This window comes from Mycobacterium sp. (genome assembly GCF_049281135.1).
Classification (GTDB): domain Bacteria; phylum Actinomycetota; class Actinomycetes; order Mycobacteriales; family Mycobacteriaceae; genus Mycobacterium.
Genome location: NZ_JBAPRN010000446.1, coordinates 1 through 15,091, shown reverse-complemented (window position 1 = coordinate 15,091; position 15,091 = coordinate 1). Strand labels below are relative to the sequence as shown.

Annotated in this window: 15 protein-coding genes; 7 read left to right on the top strand and 8 right to left on the bottom strand. The window is 65.4% G+C overall.

All coding sequences use genetic code 11. The features are described from left to right. From WAN02_RS18170 to WAN02_RS18150, 5 genes are all read left to right on the top strand, one after another. A partial coding sequence (locus WAN02_RS18170) for an MFS transporter (RefSeq protein ID WP_422265639.1) occupies positions 1-976 on the top strand: 976 nt, incomplete at its 5' end. 27 nt (positions 977-1,003) lie between these two features. Beyond that, a complete protein-coding gene (locus WAN02_RS18165) occupies positions 1,004-1,285 on the top strand; it encodes a phosphoribosyl-ATP diphosphatase (RefSeq protein WP_422265638.1) in 282 nt (93 codons plus the stop codon). After that, positions 1,285-2,175: an ATP phosphoribosyltransferase gene (gene hisG / locus WAN02_RS18160; protein ID WP_422265637.1), complete on the top strand. Its 891-nt coding sequence runs from the start codon at positions 1,285-1,287 to the stop codon at positions 2,173-2,175. The genes WAN02_RS18165 and hisG overlap by 1 nt, the downstream gene beginning before the upstream one ends. Positions 2,176-2,271: 96 nt before the next feature. Continuing rightward, positions 2,272-2,751 (top strand): DUF4126 family protein, encoded by a 480-nt coding sequence (locus WAN02_RS18155; RefSeq protein ID WP_422265642.1) that lies wholly within the window; start codon positions 2,272-2,274, stop codon positions 2,749-2,751. Then, entirely contained in the window at positions 2,748-4,118 is a 1,371-nt protein-coding gene (locus tag WAN02_RS18150) for an FAD-containing oxidoreductase (protein WP_422265636.1), read from the top strand. The genes WAN02_RS18155 and WAN02_RS18150 overlap by 4 nt, the downstream gene beginning before the upstream one ends. 7 nt (positions 4,119-4,125) lie before the next feature. Here the strand turns inward: WAN02_RS18150 and WAN02_RS18145 are convergent, their stop codons facing one another. Further along, complete coding sequence (locus tag WAN02_RS18145) at positions 4,126-5,022, bottom strand: RecB family exonuclease (RefSeq protein ID WP_422265635.1); 897 nt, start codon at positions 5,020-5,022, stop codon at positions 4,126-4,128. A gap of 74 nt (positions 5,023-5,096) precedes the next feature. Between WAN02_RS18145 and trmI the strand changes: the two genes are divergently transcribed. Beyond that, the gene (trmI, locus tag WAN02_RS18140; RefSeq protein ID WP_422265634.1) at positions 5,097-5,951 is read left to right on the top strand and encodes a tRNA (adenine(58)-N(1))-methyltransferase TrmI; all 855 of its coding nucleotides are present in this window, start codon (positions 5,097-5,099) and stop codon (positions 5,949-5,951) included. 26 nt (positions 5,952-5,977) lie between these two features. Here the strand turns inward: trmI and WAN02_RS18135 are convergent, their stop codons facing one another. The 4 genes from WAN02_RS18135 to WAN02_RS18120 all read right to left on the bottom strand — a co-directional run bounded on the left by WAN02_RS18135 (position 5,978) and on the right by WAN02_RS18120 (position 10,649). Further along, positions 5,978-9,220 carry an ATP-binding protein gene (locus WAN02_RS18135; RefSeq protein WP_422265633.1) on the bottom strand — a complete coding sequence of 1,081 codons (3,243 nt, stop codon included), beginning with the start codon at positions 9,218-9,220 and terminating at the stop codon, positions 5,978-5,980. A 72-nt stretch (positions 9,221-9,292) separates the two neighbouring features. Further along, a complete protein-coding gene (locus tag WAN02_RS18130) occupies positions 9,293-9,586 on the bottom strand; it encodes a DUF503 domain-containing protein (protein ID WP_422265632.1) in 294 nt (97 codons plus the stop codon). Between the two features lie 6 nt (positions 9,587-9,592). Next, positions 9,593-10,132 (bottom strand): hypothetical protein, encoded by a 540-nt coding sequence (locus WAN02_RS18125; protein ID WP_422265631.1) that lies wholly within the window; start codon positions 10,130-10,132, stop codon positions 9,593-9,595. A 10-nt stretch (positions 10,133-10,142) separates the two neighbouring features. Next, positions 10,143-10,649 carry a hypothetical protein gene (locus tag WAN02_RS18120; RefSeq protein WP_422265641.1) on the bottom strand — a complete coding sequence of 169 codons (507 nt, stop codon included), beginning with the start codon at positions 10,647-10,649 and terminating at the stop codon, positions 10,143-10,145. Between the two features lie 173 nt (positions 10,650-10,822). Between WAN02_RS18120 and arc the strand changes: the two genes are divergently transcribed. Further along, complete coding sequence (gene arc / locus WAN02_RS18115) at positions 10,823-12,649, top strand: proteasome ATPase (RefSeq protein WP_422265630.1); 1,827 nt, start codon at positions 10,823-10,825, stop codon at positions 12,647-12,649. A gap of 3 nt (positions 12,650-12,652) precedes the next feature. On the opposite strand, the gene WAN02_RS18110 is transcribed toward arc, so the two are convergent. The 3 genes from WAN02_RS18110 to WAN02_RS18100 all read right to left on the bottom strand — a co-directional run. Then, the gene (locus tag WAN02_RS18110; RefSeq protein WP_422265640.1) at positions 12,653-13,258 is read right to left on the bottom strand and encodes a hypothetical protein; all 606 of its coding nucleotides are present in this window, start codon (positions 13,256-13,258) and stop codon (positions 12,653-12,655) included. Between the two features lie 64 nt (positions 13,259-13,322). Next, positions 13,323-13,763 (bottom strand): response regulator, encoded by a 441-nt coding sequence (locus tag WAN02_RS18105; protein ID WP_422265629.1) that lies wholly within the window; start codon positions 13,761-13,763, stop codon positions 13,323-13,325. Continuing rightward, on the bottom strand, positions 13,760-15,091 hold a 1,332-nt coding region (locus WAN02_RS18100; RefSeq protein WP_422265628.1), incomplete at its 5' end, for a sensor histidine kinase. The genes WAN02_RS18105 and WAN02_RS18100, both read right to left, overlap by 4 nt.

Sequence of the window (15,091 nt, the reverse complement as noted above, 5' to 3'; positions counted from 1 at the left end):
CTTCGGAGCGATGGCGTTCACCTGGCTGCCGTTCCACATCGCGGGCGGTGCGAGCAAGCCGCTCTGGCTGGGCCTGGCGGCCTGGCGTTGGACTTTTCTCGGCGAGTTGATTCTGGCGCTGCTGTATTTAGCAATGCTTTTCACGATTTACGAGTCGCCGCGTTACCTGGTTGGCAGACAAGAGATTTCACAAGCTCGCCACGTGCTGGGACAACTGCTGGGCCCGCGCGACGTGGAGGTGACGATCACTCGTATCGCGAGCTCCCTGGAGCAGGAGAAGCCACAGTCGTGGCGCGATCTGCGTAAGCCGACCGGCGGGCTGTACGGAATCGTCTGGGTCGGGCTGGGGCTGGCCGTCTTTCAGCAGTTCGTCGGCATCAACGTGATCTTCTCGTACTCCGATTTGCTGTGGGAGGCAGTGGGCTTCGGCGAGAAGTCGTCGTTCACCATTTCTCTGGTGACCACCGGGGTCAACGTGCTGATCACGTTGGTGGCGATCGCGCTGATCGACCGGCTCGGCCGAAGGCCGCTGCTGCTGGCCGGATCGGCCGGCATGTCAGTGACGCTGTCGACGATGACTGTGGTGTTCGCCGGAGCATCCACCGTCAACGGTCGGCCGCAACTCGACGGAGCCGCCGGGGTGATCGCGCTGGTGGCTGCCGACTTGTTCGTGGTCGCGTTCGCGGTGTCCTGGGGGCCGGTGCTGTGGGTGCTGCTGGGCGAGATGTTTCCCAACCGCATCCGGTCGGCGGCGCTGGGCCTGGCCTCAGGCGTGCAGTGGATGGCCAACTGGACTATCGCGGCGACGTTCCCGGCGCTGCGTCACGTGCTCGGTGTGGCCTACGGGTTCTACACGCTGTGCGCGATGCTGTCGCTTGTTTTCGTCTGGCGGTGGGTCCGCGAAACCAACGGGGTGTCGCTTGAGGACATGCCCGACGAGGTGTCTCCGACTGCCGCGCCACCCGCCGCGACCTGAAACCGCCGTGACTTTGCTTAGCCACCCATGAAACAATCGCTGGCCGTGAAGACCTTCGAGGATCTGTTTGCCGAACTCGGCGAACGTGCCCGCACTCGTCCGCCCGGCAGCGGCACCGTCGCCGCGCTGGACAGCGGCGTGCATACGCTGGGTAAGAAGATCCTCGAAGAGGCCGGGGAAGTGTGGCTGGCCGCCGAACACGAGTCCGACGAGGCGCTGGCCGGGGAAATCAGCCAGTTGCTGTACTGGGCTCAGGTGTTGATGATCGCTCGCGGGCTCACGCTCGACGACGTGTACCGGAAACTCTGATGACGCCGCAGCACCGAAACGGGTCCACCAGGCTGCGCGTTGCGGTCCCCAACAAGGGGGCGCTGAGCGAATCGGCCGTCGACATTCTGTCCGAAGCCGGCTACCGGCGTCGCACCGATCCCAAAGACCTGACCGTCATCGATCCGCACAACAACGTCGAGTTCTTTTTCCTGCGGCCCAAAGACATCGCGATCTATGTCGGGTCGGGTGAGCTCGACTTCGGCATCACCGGAAGGGATTTGGCGCGGGAGTCACGGGCTTCGGTGCATGAGAGGCTGGCGCTGGGCTTCGGCTCGTCCAGTTTCCGCTACGCGGCCCCGGCCGGAAGGGACTGGAAGGTCGAGGACCTGGCTGGCCGCCGCATCGCCACCGCATATCCCAACCTGGTGCGAGAAGACTTGGCGGCCCGCGGTATTGACGCGACGGTGATCCGCCTCGACGGTGCGGTCGAGATCTCGATACAGCTCGGCGTCGCCGACGCCATCGCCGACGTAGTGGGTTCGGGCCGCACCTTGAACTTGCACAACCTGGTGGCCTTCGGCGAAACGTTGTGCGATTCAGAGGCGGTCCTGATCGAACAGGTCGACCCGGATGCTGCCTACCGGCCGGACGTCGCTGCCCGCGATCAACTGGTTGCCCGGGTGCAGGGCGTGGTGTTCGGCCAGCAGTACCTGATGCTCGACTATGACTGCCCGCGTTCGGCTCTCGACAAAGCCACAGCAATAACACCAGGGTTGGAGTCACCCACGATCTCGCCGCTCGCCGACCCCGATTGGGTCGCGGTGCGGGCGCTCGTGCCGCGCCGCGGTGTCAACGAGATCATGGACGATTTGGCGGCGATTGGTGCCAAAGCGATCCTGGCTTCAAGCCTCCGGTTCTTCCGGTTCTGATCATGGTTGTCCCGGTGGGACAGCCGCCGCTGTGTTAGCGTCCCGCTAGAGCCGCGTTCGTTTGTCGAGCCCTGAGGAGGGGTCGCGATGTCGCACATGACGCATTTCTATGTTCTGCTGCTAGCCCTGGGAATTGGTGTGATCGCCGGTCTGCGATCCATGACGGCCCCGGCTGTCATCTCGTGGGCCGCCGCGCTGCACTGGATCAATCTGAATGGAACCTGGGCTTCCTGGGTTGGCAATTGGATAACCGTCGGCATCTTCACCGTGCTTGCGCTCGGGGAACTCTTTGTCGACAAGCAGCCCAAGACGCCGCCCCGCACGGCGCCGCCGGCGTTCATTGGCCGGATCGTGGCCGGCGGGTTCGCGGGAGCTGTGATCGGCACGGCGTGGGCCGTCACTTGGAGCGCGCTCGGCGCCGGCGTGATCGGCGCGGTGCTCGGCACCTTGCTCGGTGCCCGGGCGCGCGGCCAGCTGGCCGGGTCGTTTGGCCGTGACCTGCCGGCCGCTCTACTCGAAGACGTCGTCGCCGTTGGCGGTGGATTCGCGCTCGCCGCAATCACCGCCGCTCTGTGACGCAGCGTTTCGACGCGATCGTAGTCGGCGCCGGCCAGGCCGGGCCCCCGCTGGTGGGACGGCTGACCGCGGCCGGTCACACCGTTGCGATGGTGGAGCGCAAGCTGATCGGCGGTACCTGCGTCAACACCGGCTGCATCCCGACCAAGACACTGGTGGCCAGTGCGCAGGCCGCACATATGGCCCGGCGCGGTGCCGACTTCGGCGTCGACACCGGCGCGGTCCGCGTGGACATGCGAAAAGTCAAGGCGCGCAAGGACGCCATCATGCTAGACGACCGCAAAGGCGTCGAAGACTGGCTTGACGGCATGGACGGCTGCATCGTCATTCGCGGTCATGCCAGCTTCCAGGATCCACACACGTTGCGCGTCGGGGATGAGACGTTGAGTGCCGAGCGCATTTTCCTCAACGTCGGCGGACGTGCGGTGGTGCCCGACATTCCCGGGCTGGCCGATATCGACTTTCTCACCAATGTGTCGATCCTCGAACTCGATACGCTGCCCGAGCATCTCGTCATCGTCGGTGGTAGTTACATCGCCCTGGAATTCGCGCAGATGTACCGGCGTTTCGGCGCCAAGGTGACCGTGGTCGAAAAAGGCCCGCGACTGACATCGCGCGAAGACGAGGACGTCTCCGTCGCCATCAAGGCGATCCTGGAGAACGAAGGTATCGACATCGTCGTCGACGCCACTGATATTCGGATAACTAAGCGCGACAACGGATTCGATCTGACTCCGCGAGCTGGTGCGGCACCGATAGCGGGCAGCCACCTGTTGATGGCGGTCGGGCGGCGCCCCAACACCGACGACCTCGGGCTCGAACAGGCCGGCGTCCGCACCGACGCCCATGGATACATCGCCGTCGACGACCAACTGAAAACCACCGTCGACCACATCTGGGCGATGGGGGACTGCAACGGCAAGGGCGCTTTCACCCACACCTCCTACAACGACTTCGAAATCGTGGCCGGCAACCTGCTCGACGATGACCCACGGCGGGTGAGCGACCGGATCACCGCTTACGCGCTCTACATCGATCCGCCGCTGGGACGCGCCGGGATGACCGTCGAGCAGGTTCGGGCGTCCGGCCGCCCCGCGCTGGTCGGTCAGCGACCGATGACCAGAGTCGGACGGGCAGTGGAAAAGGGTGAGACGCAAGGCTTTATGAAGGTAGTTGTCGACGCCGAGACGCAGCAGATCCTCGGAGCCGCCATCCTCGGCGTCGGAGGCGACGAGGCCATCCACTGCATCCTGGACGTGATGTCAGCCAAGGCGCCCTACCAAACACTGGCCCGCACGATGCATATTCACCCCACGGTCTGCGAGCTGATACCGACAATGCTGCAAGAGATGTCGCCGCTGAAGTAGCCGGCGATCAAGCAGCCGGCTCGGCTTTGTGCTCCAGGACGGTGTCTGCGTTGCCTTCGTCGGGAGCCTCCGGCCAGCCCGGGTATGGCGGCGGTGTGCCGCCGAAGACCGGACAGTGCTCGTGGTGCGCGCACCAGTCGCACAACCGCGACGGTCGTGGCCTGAAATCTCCTGTGGCACCGGCGGATTGAATGGCGTGCCAGATCGCCATCAGCGTCTTCTCGAAGCGCAGTAGCTCGGCTTCGTCGGGGGAGTAGTCCAGCAGCTGGCCATCGGAGAGGTAGATGAGCCGCAGTCGCGTCGGCAGCACGCCCCGCGAGCGCAGTAACGCGACCGCATAGAACTTCATCTGGAACATGGCTTTGAACTCGGCCAGCGCCCGGGCTTCGGGTGGGGCCTTGCCGGTTTTGTAGTCCACCACCCGCAATTCGCCGGTGGGCGCGACATCGATCCGGTCGATGATCCCGCGCAGCAGGGTGCCGTCGGCAAGTTCGACCTCGATGCGCTGCTCGCAGCTCTGCGGGTCGAACCGGGTCGGGTCTTCCAGGCTGTAGTAGCCGGACAGCAGCTTGCGGGCCTCATCGAGCAGGTGGGTCTGCTGCTCGGCATCCAACTGGTCGACCAGCTCGGGTTCGGCGGCGATCACCTGCTCCCACGCCGGACCGACCAGCGCGTCGACGGTCTGCGGGCCGCGCTGGGCGGCGGGGAGACCGTAGAGCTGCTCCAGTGCGGCGTGCACCACCGATCCGCGCACCTGAGCGGTAGAGGGCGGCTCGGGCAGCCGGTCGATCGCGCGGAAACGGTAGAGCAGCGGGCACTGCTTGAAGTCGGCCGCCCGCGACGGTGACAGCGCTGGTCTCGACGCCGGGCGCGACCTGGCTGGCGTGCCTGGTCCGTCGCTCATATCCGCAGCCTAGAGGCCGGGTCGGACAACCCCGCGCACCTTTGGCGGCGCGTCTGCTGGCAGGCTTGACGGCTGTGTCCGCAACCGGCCCGTTCGTCATCGGTGATCGCGTTCAGCTCACCGACGCCAAGGGGCGGCACTACACGATGCTGCTCAGTCCCGGTGGCGAGTTTCACACCCATCGCGGCGCAATCGCGCACGATGCGGTCATCGGGCTGCCGGAAGGCAGCGTGGTCAAGTCCGCCAACGGTGACCAGTTCCTGGTGTTGCGTCCGCTGCTGGTTGACTACGTGCTTTCGATGCCGCGCGGCGCTCAGGTGGTCTACCCGAAAGATGCCGCGCAGATCGTGCACGAGGGCGACATCTTCCCGGGCGCACGGGTATTGGAGGCGGGGGCCGGGTCCGGGGCGCTGACCTGTTCGCTGCTGCGCGCCGTCGGACCGGAAGGACAGGTGATCTCCTACGACGTGCGCGCCGACCACGCCGAACACGCGCGCCGCAACGTGGAGACCTTCTTTGGCTGCGTCCCCGACAACTGGCGGCTGATGATCAGCGACATCGTCGACGCCGCTCTGCCCGACGGCTCGATCGACCGGGTTGTGCTGGACATGCTGGCGCCGTGGGAAGTGCTCGACCGGGTGTCGCGGGCGCTGGTCGCCGGCGGCGTGCTGATGATCTACGTGGCAACCGTGACTCAGCTGTCGAAGGCGGTGGAGGCGCTGCGCGAGCAGCGGTGCTGGACGGAGCCCCGCGCCTGGGAGACCATCCAACGCGGCTGGAATGTCGTCGGGCTGGCCGTGCGCCCCCAGCACAACATGCGCGGGCACACAGCGTTTTTGGTGTTCGCGCGCAAGCTGGCGCCGGACACCGTCCCACCGACGCCGCTGCGCAGAAAGCAACGCCCCAGCGAGCCGGCGTCGCCGAGCTAGTCGTCGCTGCGCCGCAAGCGGCCGGTTTAGGCCAAGCGACCGTCGGCCGATCGCGACCGGTCAGACAGTGCAATGCGGGCCTGGCCTAACTCCGGCCAAGCGTTGTCGGCCGGAATACGATTTACGGCGTCGGCAACGTCGGCGCATGCTGGCTCACCCCGAAGTGAGAAATCGTCCAGCGCGGCGCGCAATTCGAATAACGTCGCGCCCTGCCGGCGCGCCAACTCGACGGCCGCGGTGGTGTCGGCCTGGCGTGTACCCCTGTCGTCGTGGGTCTGAGCGCGTAGCCGCAAAAGCTCAGCATCGTAGAAACACATGCCGGTGTCCTGGGCCAGCGCCAGCCCGATGCCCAGGCGTTCGCGGGCTGCCTCGGGTTGGCCGGCGGCGATCAACAGCCGCCCGAGGATCCCGTCGTGGACGGTGGTGTAGATGTTCACCTCGATCGTGCGCAGAGTGTCGAGGAACGCGGTGATGGTCGCGATCTGCACCTCGAGGACGGTCGGGTCGAGGTCGCCGGCGTCCAGTGCGGCCAGGGCGCCGACGACGGCCTGCCAATGGGCACCCACCAGCCGCCACATGTCGAAGCCGTGCCGCTCGGCCTCATTGCTCATTTCGGCGGCCACGAGGGCGGCACGGGCGAGCTGACCGGCCTCGACGCGCAGCCACGTTTCCATGGACCGCGTGTAGGCGAGCAGGTACGGACCCTCGGGGAAGCCGAACCCGTCGGCCAGGCGCGCCGAGCGGGCCAGCTCGGCTTCCGCTCTCGTAAGATCGCCGCGCACTAGCGCGACCAAAGCCAAATGGAGGGACCCCGACGAGATCGGCTCGCTGACCCGCGACCACTCGGCGTCGACCTTGTGCTGGTCTGCTGCCGCCACGCCCGCGGTTGCCGCCTCGAGGGCAGACGTGGCGGCATTCAAATCGCCGCGCAGATACGCCGTCGTCCCGACCAAGATGTCGATCTTCGGGCGGGCCCACTGCTGCCCCTTGAGGCCCCTTCCTAGCGATTCGATGACCTGGGCCGCCCGGCCAAGGTCGGCACGGACCTGGTAGTAGTTCCCCAGGGCGATCAATGTCGCGAACAGCTCGTCGTCGCGCAGGGTGCCGCTTACCTGTAGGCAGCGCTCGAAGTCGGCGGCAGCCTCCCGGCTTTGATAGCCTTCCGCGGCCGATGTGAGAAATCCTCGCTCCATCCGCAGCGCGGCCTCACGGCGGTCGCGGTCCGCCCCGGGTGTGGCACGGTCGAGCTGCGTGAGGCCCCGGGTGAGGTAGGTGCGGGCTTCGGCCAGGGCGCCGCGAAGTCGCGCAGTGTTGGATGCCTGCTGGTAGGCGATTGCGGCCTGGTCGAACCGGTGTGCTCGCTCGTAGTGGCCGGCGACCAGCTGCCAGTCTGGCTCGCCGGCCGCACTGCCGCTTAGGGCGTCGGCCACCTTGGCGTGTAATCCGCGTTGCACGGTTGGGGGTGCCAGCTCGGCGGCGACTTCGCGCAGCAACTCGTGGCGAAACCGCCACGTGCTGGTTCCGGACGGTTCGAGCACCAGCGCATCTTCGAGCTCGTCGATCACCTCGTCGACCTCGCCGTCACTCAGGTCCACGACCGAGCACAACAGGCCCAGATCAATGTTGCGGCCGATGACGGCGGCCGCCTCCACCACCGGCACCACCTTGGGGCTGGCGCGCAGGCGTGCGAACAACGGCTCATACAGAGTTTCGGGCACGCCGGTCTGAGTCAGTCCGGCCACGACCTGCTCGATGTAGAAAGGCACCCCGTCGCAGCGCGCACTCACCGCCGCCCGCCTATCCGCGCTAAGGCCCGGATCCAAGGCCGTGATCAATTTGTCGGTCTGTTCCTCGGTCAACGGCGCCAGGTCGAATGTCGTGTGCCGCCGAGTCTTTGGTAGCCAGTCGCCGGGCCGGCCAGTAATCACCACCAACAAGTGGCCGCTGGCGGCGAGCAATAGCCGACCAAGTGCCTCCCGGGTCGATGGATCGAACCAGTGCACGTCCTCGGCCACCAGCAACGCGGCGCCGTCGTCCAGGCATGCCAGCAGATAGGTCTGGACGGCGTCCCCGATCAGCTCGTAGAGCCGTCGGCCTTCGGCAGCGACCTGCTGGTAGCCGGCAGCCGCTTCGATACCGAGGACGGGCGCCAGCAGCGGCACGGTGCTCCGCGGGTCCACGCCGAGGGTGCGAATTTCGGCGTCCAGCAACCGCAGTCGCTCGGCCTGATCGGTGCTGCGAGCAATGCCACAGCGATGCTCCAACAATATGCGCACCGGCTGTAGCCCGGCGTCCGTATGAAACGGCGACCCGACCAGGTCGAGAACGGGCGACCCAGCCGCCTCGGCCATTTCGGCCGCCGCCGCCGCAAGACGGGACTTCCCGATTCCGGGCTCGCCTCTCAACACGACGCCAGGAACATGCAACGTGCCGGATTGCGCTAGCGCCCAAGACGCTTTCAGGTGCGCCAGCTCTGTATCGCGGCCCACAAGTGGACCTTGACGCGATTTGCGGGCTGGCTCGCGCTCGCGCACTACGAGGTAATGCCTGACCGGTTCCTCGACCCCTTTGACCAGGGCGGGGGGTCGCTCCTGCAACTCAAAGTCGTTGTGTATCAACACCTCAACTGCGTCAGAGACCACGACTGTGTCCGGGGGAGCCAGGCCCGAGACCCGCGCAGCAAGATTGGCGGCCAGCCCGTAGACGTCGTCTTGCGCGGTGTCCAAATAGACGAGCCCGCGATGTACCCCAATTCGGACACTTATATCGACCGCGAAGCGACGTTTTGCCTGCTCGCTGAGCCGAGCCACCTGTCGGGTGATCTCCAGACCGGCATGCACCGCCCGACGCACATCGTCCTCGTGGGCAACCGGGTGACCGAACACGGCAAGCAATCCGTCGCCGTGAGTGGAGCCGATGTGTCCCTCGTATCGGGTCACCGCGCGCAGGACCATCTCGCGGTAGCGGCCTACCAGGAGCCGATACGTCTCCGGCTCCACCTGCCCCGATAAGACTGTCGAATCCACCAGGTCGGCGAAGAAGATTGTCAGCCGCCGGATCTCACCCGGTTTACTCGGCGCAGCCAACAGATCCTCGGCCTCAGCGTTCGCGCTGTCAGCGGCAAGTACCCGCCCTGCCAAGGCTGTCGCGGTTTCCCGATCACCACGGTTAATCGCAGAAACCGCCCGATCCAGCAACTCATCTATCGACGCTTGGCCTGCCGGGGGGCCTTCGCCGTCTAACGCCGAGCGCACCCGATCGTCGCTCACCTCGATATCGTGACACCTTCGCAGACAAGGAGTGTCAGGTATTACCCACGCCGCATCTACCGCTTAGCCCGATCAGTCGTCGCTGCGCCGCAGATCTCGGCGCACCGACAGCAACTCGAACTCCGGATGCGCCGCCACCAGGCGTTCGGCGGCGTCCAGCACGTCGACGGCATGGCTGCGATCGGCCGAAGCCATCGCCACGCCGATCCCGGCCCGTCGGTGAAGTTCTTGTGATCCTGTCTCCGCGGCCGATACGCCGAACTTGCGGTGCAGTTCCGCGATCACCGGCCGCACCACCGATCGCTTCTGCTTGAGCGAGCGCACATCACCGAGCAGAAGGTCGAACTCCAGCCAGCCGATCCACATCTGGAGTCAGTGACCGGGCTCCGCCGGGGGCGGCGCGGAGTCGGTCTTGAACGCCAGCAGGACATCGGCGGTCCGCGCCGACAGCTGCCAGCCGCCCTGAAACGGCTTGAACTCCATGGGAAAAGAGAATCGGGGACCCTTCGGATTCGATGAGCTGACGTCGACGTTGGCCACCACGTCGGCCGGATCCCGGTCAGACCGACCGACATCGCGTACATCGAACTTCACCGGCGTGAAACCACCGTTCAGCAGTGCATTGGAGAACTGGTCGAAGACTCCGGCGTTTTCCGGGGTGGCGCCTTCGACCAGGTTCAGCTTCTGGGGGCCGGGCACCGCCGCGTCAGCCAGCCGGTACAGCACGCCCGCCAACGCATCGGGCGGCGGCAATGGAGCGGCCTGTGGGGCCGCCGTCGAACTCAGCGACGCCGCCGTCGACGGCGCGGAGGTCTCCGGCGACGCATCGTCCTTATCGCTGGAACACCCCGGAAGCCCGAGCACCGCCGCAATCGCGGCGGCGCTCAAGACTGCGGTGAGGCGTCGGGGCATTCAGCGGCCGTCAGTGCGACGAGCGCACAGACTGGATCAGCGTCATCGCCGAGTCGTGCGACAGCTTCCAGCCGCCTTGATCGACGAACCTGAGGTACTCGGGTGTCGGGGTCAGATGCGGGCCCGTCGCGGTGATGGTGGCCGTGGCGGCGCCGGGACCAGCGGGGGCGATGTTGCTGATGTCGAACGTCAGCGGCAGGCTGCCCTTGGCAGCGGCCTTTTGCAGTTCGTGGTCGGCAAGGCTGGCGGGAACGGGGATGCCGCCCTCGATGAGGTAACCCTTGCTGGCGAACGACACGCTCGGGTCCTGCAGCGTGTTCAGCACGCTGGTGAGCTGATAGGCGGTCGGCAGGTCCACGCCGACCGGCGCCGGCGGGTCCAGGGGCTGGGGGTACCGCCCGCTTGCCGGGGACGGCGTGCCGAAGACGACCGGCTGAACGCGGGGCGACACCGCGGTGACGGATGCAATGCACGTCACACCGGCGGCCGCAGCACCGACGGCGGCCAACGCCGCCATGCCTGTGGCTAGGGTTTTCACGGTCACTGAGGTCCTCTCGGTAAAGCTGACTAAACAAGATGTTAACGCTGTTGCCCGTGTGCCCCATTTCGAGTTCCCGCATGAATTGGAAATCGCCGGTAGCGTTGAGGTATCCACCGCACCACCGTCCCGGAGCGGGAAAGGAGCGCACCATGGGTGAGTTTGAGCGTGAAGCGTTCGGTAACCCGCGCGAGCCAGACCTCTCCAGCGAGGACGCTGCCGAGTTGGAAGAGCTGCGACGCGAGGCTGCGATCCTGCGCGAGCAACTGGACAACGCGGCCGGATCGCACAGTGCCGCACGCAGTCCGCGCGATGTGCACCAGCTCGAGGCTCGTATCGACTCGCTGGCGTCGCGCAACTCCAAGCTGATGGAGACCCTCAAGGAAGCCCGCCAGCAGCTGCTGGCGCTGCGCGAAGAGGTCGATCGGCTCGGGCAGCCGCCCAGCGGCTACGGCGTGCTGTTGTCCACCCACGAGGACGACACCGTCGACGTCTTCACCTCGGGCCGCAAGATGCGCCTCACCTGCTCACCCAACATCGACGTGCAGTCGCTGCGCAAGGGACAGACTGTTCGGCTCAACGAGGCTTTAACTGTCGTCGAGGCCGGCACGTATGAATCGGTCGGCGAGATTTCAACTCTGCGCGAGATTCTGTCGGACGGGCACCGCGCTCTGGTGGTCGGTCACGCCGACGAGGAGCGCATCGTGTGGCTGGCCGAGCCATTGGTGGCAGAGGACCTGCCCGACGGTGTGTATGACTCGTCGGACGACGACCTGCGGCCGCGCAAGCTGCGTCCGGGTGACTCGCTGCTGGTGGACACCAAAGCGGGTTACGCCTTCGAGCGCATCCCCAAGGCTGAGGTCGAGGACCTCGTGCTCGAAGAGGTTCCCAACGTCACCTACAACGACATCGGCGGGCTGGGCCGGCAGATCGAGCAGATCCGCGACGCCGTCGAGTTGCCGTTCCTGCACAAGGATCTCTACCGGGAATACGCGCTGCGCCCGCCCAAAGGCGTGTTGCTCTACGGGCCGCCCGGCTGCGGCAAGACGTTGATCGCCAAGGCGGTCGCCAACTCGCTGGCCAAGAAGATGGCTGAGGTTCGCGGCGACGATGCGCGCGAGGCCAAGTCCTACTTCCTCAACATCAAAGGCCCCGAGCTGCTGAACAAGTTCGTCGGTGAGACGGAGCGTCACATCCGGCTGATCTTCCAGCGGGCCCGCGAGAAGGCGTCCGAGGGCACACCGGTGATCGTGTTCTTCGACGAGATGGACTCGATCTTCCGCACCCGCGGCACCGGGGTTTCCTCCGACGTGGAGACCACGGTCGTCCCGCAGCTGCTCAGCGAGATCGACGGTGTCGAGGGCCTGGAGAATGTCATCGTGATCGGTGCCTCCAACCGTGAGGACATGATCGACCCGGCGATCCTGCGGCCCGGCCGCCTCGACGTGAAGATCAAGATCGAGCGCCCCGACGCCGAGTCGGCACAGGACATCTTCTCCAAGTACCTCGTCGAGACTCTGCCGGTGCACGCCGATGACATCACTGAATTCGGCGGTGACCGTGGAGCGTGCATCAAGGCGATGATCGAGAAGGTGGTCGACCGGATGTACGCCGAGATCGACGACAACCGGTTCCTGGAAGTCACCTACGCCAACGGCGACAAAGAAGTCATGTACTTCAAGGACTTCAACTCCGGCGCGATGATTCAGAACGTCGTCGACCGGGCGAAGAAGAACGCCATCAAGTCGGTGCTGGAAAGCGGTCAGCCAGGCCTGCGGATCCAGCATCTGCTCGACTCGATCGTCGATGAGTTCGCTGAAAACGAGGACTTGCCCAACACCACCAACCCGGATGACTGGGCGCGGATTTCGGGCAAGAAGGGCGAGCGGATCGTCTACATCCGCACGCTGGTCACCGGCAAGAGCTCAAGTGCCTCACGGGCCATCGACACCGAGTCCAACCTCGGTCAGTACCTCTAGGGTTCAGCCGGCCAGCAGCGAGTAGCTATTGGTCAGGTCGTCCTGCAGTACCTGCGCAGCGTGCGTGGTCGTGTCGATGCGCAACGGGCTCGTCAGCGTTCGCGCCTGGTATGTCCATCCTTCGGGCAGGTTGAGCCGCTCACCGAGCCTGGCCAGGTCCGCCCGCCCCAGGTTGGGGTCGACGATCTGGCTCCAGGTCTGCATCACCCACCGCCGAAGGGCGGGGTCGTGCAGTTCGTACACCTCTTCGCCGGTGTCAAAGGTGAAGACGGTGTGCCGGTGGACCTGATTGGCGGTATACGGCGCAGGGTTCATCCCCGACAGCAAGGTTTGGGCCTGCAGCGCCATGTCGATTCCGCCGAAGTTCTTGATGATCCGCGGGCCCTCGTTCGTCTTTTCGATCTCGTTCATCAACCAGTAGCGCGGGCCGTTGAGTAAGGCTGTGGCAGCACCGTTTTCGGCCGCAATGGCCTGTGCGTCGAGCGCCGTCCACAATTCGGCGGGACAGTCGTTGAGCCCGAAGCTGTTGTAGACGGACGCCTGCGGCCCCGCCTCGCCCGGCGTCACCAGAAGGACTTCGCCGTAGCGCTTTCCGGACAGGCCGGTGATGGGTGCGGCAGACACCAGGTGAAGGTAACACTTCTTTCACCTGCGTCAACCGACACGAGGTGGATCAATGGGGTGGGAGGGCTACGACTTGGACGAAGAACTCGTCGATCTGGCGGATGACGTTCATGAATTGTTCGAAGCCAACGGGTTTGGTGACGTAGGCGTTCGCGTGCAGTCGGTAGCTGCGCAGAATGTCTTCCTCGGCGGCCGAGGTGGTCAGGACGACAACGGGGATGTGGCACAAGTCCGGGTCGGATTTGATCTTTTCAAGCAGTTGGTGGCCGTCGTACTTCGGCAGGTTCAAGTCGAGCAGGATCAGGTCCGGCCGGGTCGCGCCCTTGTGCGATCGACGTTGGTACAGATAGTCGAGACCTTCCTGTCCGTCACTTGCAACACGCAAAGCGTTGCGAATCTTGTAGTGTTCGAAGGCTTCCCGAGTGATGAGGACGTCTCCGGGATCGTCTTCGATGAGCAGAACCTCGATTGGGCGACCAGCCGGTGTCATCGGTGGGCTCCTTCGGTTGCGCCGAGGGGTGACTGGTTGCTGTCGGCGGCAATAGGCAAGGTGAACCAGAATCGAGAGCCGCTGCTGTTGCCGGTGTCGACACTGATGGTACCGCCGTGCAGCTCGACGATTTTCTTACAGACCGCCAGCCCGATACCAGTTCCGGTGTAAGAGTCCCGGCCGTGCAGACGCTGGAAGATGACAAACACTTTTGCAGCGAACTCGGGAGCGATGCCGATGCCGTTGTCCGTCACGCTGAACACCCAATGGCCGTCGTGATCACCGGTGCCGCGTTCGCAGTCGATCACGATATGGGGGACGTGATCCTCGCGTCGGAACTTGACCGCGTTGCCGATGAGGTTCTGCCACAGCATCGTCACAAGGGTGGCGTCGCCTACGACCTGAGGGAGCGGACCATCGCGCCGCACGATCTGGGCATTGGACTCCTCGATCGCCGCGGCCAGATTGCCCAAAGCGGTGTCCAAGGTGGCGTCGAGGTCAACCGTGGCGCGAGTGACATTGAGTCGACCGACACGGGAAAAGGTGAGCAGATCGTTGATGAGCACCTGCATGCGTTTGGCGCCGTCGACAGCGAATCCGATGTATTCGATACCCCGTTCATCGAGCGCGCTTCCGTAACGTTGTTCGAGCAACTGGCAAAAGGAGGCCACTTTGCGCAGCGGTTCCTGGAGGTCATGGGAGGCGACATAGGCGAACTGCTCGAGTTCGGCGTTGGATCTCCGTAGCTCGACCGCCTGCGCGTCGAGCACCTCCGTTTGCATCGCTAGGCGAGCCCGGTCCGATCGGGATATGTCCAGCTCGGTCACGATCCGCCCCCGCATGTTCTCTACGTCGCCCGCGATCGCGCGGATGTCTTTGGACCCCCGCGCGGCGATGCTGTGAGCGAAGTCGCCTCCGGCAATCCGCCGGCACGAAGCGGCGAGCACCGCCAGGGGACGAGTCACCGCGCGTCGCATCAACAGCCCCAGCAGGACCGTCCCGGCGATGAACGCTGCCACCATGGCGATCAGGATCCGGTTACGCCAGCTGCGCATCGTGTCGAGCTGGTTGACCGCGACGATCCGCGCCGCCGCCAGATCGGCGTTCTGGGTATTAAATAGCCCGCGGATGCGGTCGAACTCGGCCTTCCCGCGGTCGGCGGTCGAGGGGTTCACGACATTCGGCTGGCCCGGGATGACGCTGCTGATCAACGGCTGTGCATACGTGCTGCGCCACACGGCGCCGGCGCGCTCGATCGCGGTCAGGTCGGCGATCAGGCCGGCCCGGTCACCGAGTCGCGCGGCGATATCCTCGGCCGCTTCCTGTTC

Coding starts and splice junctions, on each gene's coding strand:
- WAN02_RS18130 (WP_422265632.1), bottom strand. CDS start 9,586: ATGTGGATCGGCTGGCTGGAGTTCGACCTTCTGCTCGGTGATGTGCGC.
- arc (WP_422265630.1), top strand. CDS start 10,823: ATGGGTGAGTTTGAGCGTGAAGCGTTCGGTAACCCGCGCGAGCCAGAC.
- WAN02_RS18125 (WP_422265631.1), bottom strand. CDS start 10,132: ATGCCCCGACGCCTCACCGCAGTCTTGAGCGCCGCCGCGATTGCGGCG.
- WAN02_RS18165 (WP_422265638.1), top strand. CDS start 1,004: ATGAAACAATCGCTGGCCGTGAAGACCTTCGAGGATCTGTTTGCCGAA.
- hisG (WP_422265637.1), top strand. CDS start 1,285: ATGACGCCGCAGCACCGAAACGGGTCCACCAGGCTGCGCGTTGCGGTC.
- WAN02_RS18105 (WP_422265629.1), bottom strand. CDS start 13,763: ATGACACCGGCTGGTCGCCCAATCGAGGTTCTGCTCATCGAAGACGAT.
- WAN02_RS18120 (WP_422265641.1), bottom strand. CDS start 10,649: ATGGCGGCGTTGGCCGCCGTCGGTGCTGCGGCCGCCGGTGTGACGTGC.
- WAN02_RS18155 (WP_422265642.1), top strand. CDS start 2,272: ATGACGCATTTCTATGTTCTGCTGCTAGCCCTGGGAATTGGTGTGATC.
- WAN02_RS18145 (WP_422265635.1), bottom strand. CDS start 5,022: ATGAGCGACGGACCAGGCACGCCAGCCAGGTCGCGCCCGGCGTCGAGA.